The 2,266-nt window shown below is 43.0% G+C and carries 1 protein-coding gene and 1 riboswitch; the gene reads right to left on the bottom strand.

Annotated features, from left to right (window positions below; all coding sequences use genetic code 11):
- Positions 1-51: 51 nt before the first annotated feature.
- On the bottom strand, positions 52-1,629 hold the full coding sequence (gene guaA / locus ACLTL4_RS11175; RefSeq protein WP_173865474.1) for a glutamine-hydrolyzing GMP synthase: 1,578 nt from the start codon (positions 1,627-1,629) through the stop codon (positions 52-54).
- 339 nt (positions 1,630-1,968) lie between these two features.
- A riboswitch (cyclic di-GMP riboswitch) is annotated at positions 1,969-2,060 on the top strand.
- Positions 2,061-2,266: the final 206 nt, after the last annotated feature.

Below are 2,266 nucleotides of genomic sequence, written 5' to 3'. Positions count from 1 at the left end.
AAACAAATGCCGAAAACCCGCATAAATACAGGCTTTCGGCATTTTAGTCCGTTATTCGAATTCGATAGTTCCAGGTGGTTTGCTGGTCAGATCATAAAATACTCGGTTGACTCCGCGAACTTCGTTGATGATTCTGCTCATGACGCTCTGCAGTACTGCAAATGGAATTTCTGCCGCTTCGGCGGTCATAAAGTCGACGGTATTAACTGCACGAAGTGCAACTGCATAGTCATACGTTCTTTCGTCACCCATTACACCAACGGAACGCATGTTAGTCAGGGCTGCGAAATACTGGTTCGGCATCCAGGATGGTGCTGTTCCATGCTCTGCTTTGTAAGCTGCAACTGCTTTGTCCACTTCGTCACGGTAAATGTAATCGGCATCCTGGACGATGCGGACTTTTTCTGCATTTACTTCACCGATGATACGGATTCCAAGACCAGGCCCCGGGAATGGCTGACGGAATACCAGTTTTTCCGGAATGCCGAGTTCCAGTCCGGCTTTGCGGACTTCATCTTTGAAGAGGTCACGCAGCGGCTCGATGATTTCTTTGAAATCTACGAAATCCGGAAGGCCGCCTACATTGTGATGGGATTTGATCACTGCGGATTCTCCGCCGAGACCGCTCTCTACAACGTCCGGATAAATGGTTCCCTGTGCCAGGAAATCTACGGCTCCGATTTTCTTTGCTTCTTCTTCAAAAATGCGGATAAATTCTTCACCGATGATCTTACGTTTTGCTTCCGGCTCGGTAACACCTGCCAGTTTTTTGTAATATCTTTCCTGTGCATTCACACGGATGAAATTCAGATCAAACTGACCGTTCGGTCCAAATACACCTTCTACTTCATCGCCTTCGTCTTTACGCAGCAGACCGTGATCTACGAATACACAGGTAAGCTGTTTGCCGATGGCTCTGGAAAGAAGACCTGCTGCAACGGAAGAATCTACACCGCCTGAAAGTGCAAGCAGTACTTTTCCGTCTCCTACTTTTTCGCGGATCTCTTTGATCGTGTTCTCTACAAATGCATCCATTTTCCAGTCGCCTTTGCAGCCGCATACATTTTTGACGAAGTTGTTGATCATCTTCGTTCCTTCTGCAGTGTGGAGTACTTCCGGATGGAACTGGATCGCATAGAGTTTTTCTGCTTCGTTTTCTGCTGCTGCTACCGGACAGTCTGCGGTGTGTGCAGAGATTTCAAATCCCGGTGCAACTTTTGAGATATAATCGAAGTGGCTCATCCAGCATGTAGTCTGTGCAGACACACCTTGGAATATTTTTGAATCTTTTTTATCGATAAATACTTCGGTTTTTCCATATTCTCTGACATCAGCACGCTCTACTTTTCCGCCAAGCACGTGTGACATCAGCTGTGCACCATAACACAGTCCAAGCACCGGAATGCCAAGTTTGAAAAGTTCATCGGTGTATGTTGGAGAATCCGGCTCGTAACAGCTGTTCGGCCCGCCTGTCAGGATGATTCCCTTTGGATTCATCGCTTTGATTTTTTCAATATCGGTTTTGTAAGAATAAATCTCGCAATAGACATTGCATTCTCTTACGCGTCGGGCAACCAGCTGGTTATACTGTCCACCGAAGTCCAATACGATTACTACTTCTTCTTTCAAAGTCCTTCCTCCTGTTTTTAATCTGTTGAATGTTTATCGCTGATATCTTTTCATTATAATGTAAATATTCTTTATTTACAAGTTTATTCTTTTGCACAATTGAGGAACTTAAAATTTCACAGAAGATTTTTTACAAACATAAAGATATCAATGCCATGCAGGGTTTTGGAAGCATGAATGTTGTGTTCTGGAGAATGAAACCGCAACTTTTTATGTAAAATCACGAACTTGCACATTTATAGTTAGCACAACGAGTTAAATGAAAAAATACAAATTTTTTATCCGATATTATTGACGTGTAAAAAACTTCATGGTATTTTTATTTTTGGAAAAATGGAAATTATTTAAAGGCAAACTTGTTGAAAAGCAGGGACGCAAAGCCAGAAGGGGGCACCGGCAGATTTTGGCAGGTGTCCTTTTTGTATGCCAAAATGGGTGAAAAAACTGGCAGGGACAGGTTCTCTGTATACAGATAAAAGCAGGATGAAGAAGGCGAAGAGAGGATTTTATAAAATGCAAAATTATGAAGACAAAATATATTATTCTTTAGGTGAAGCTGTAACGGAACAGACACAAGCCATATCACAGGCCGTACAGAAAACACTGGAAAATAATGGCGGGGTAGGTATAATGACAG

Source organism: Hominisplanchenecus sp. (genome assembly GCF_046967715.1).
Lineage (GTDB): Bacteria > Bacillota > Clostridia > Lachnospirales > Lachnospiraceae > Hominisplanchenecus > Hominisplanchenecus faecis.
Note: the sequence above shows the minus strand (reverse complement) of the source record. Positions and strands in the feature narration are given on the sequence as shown.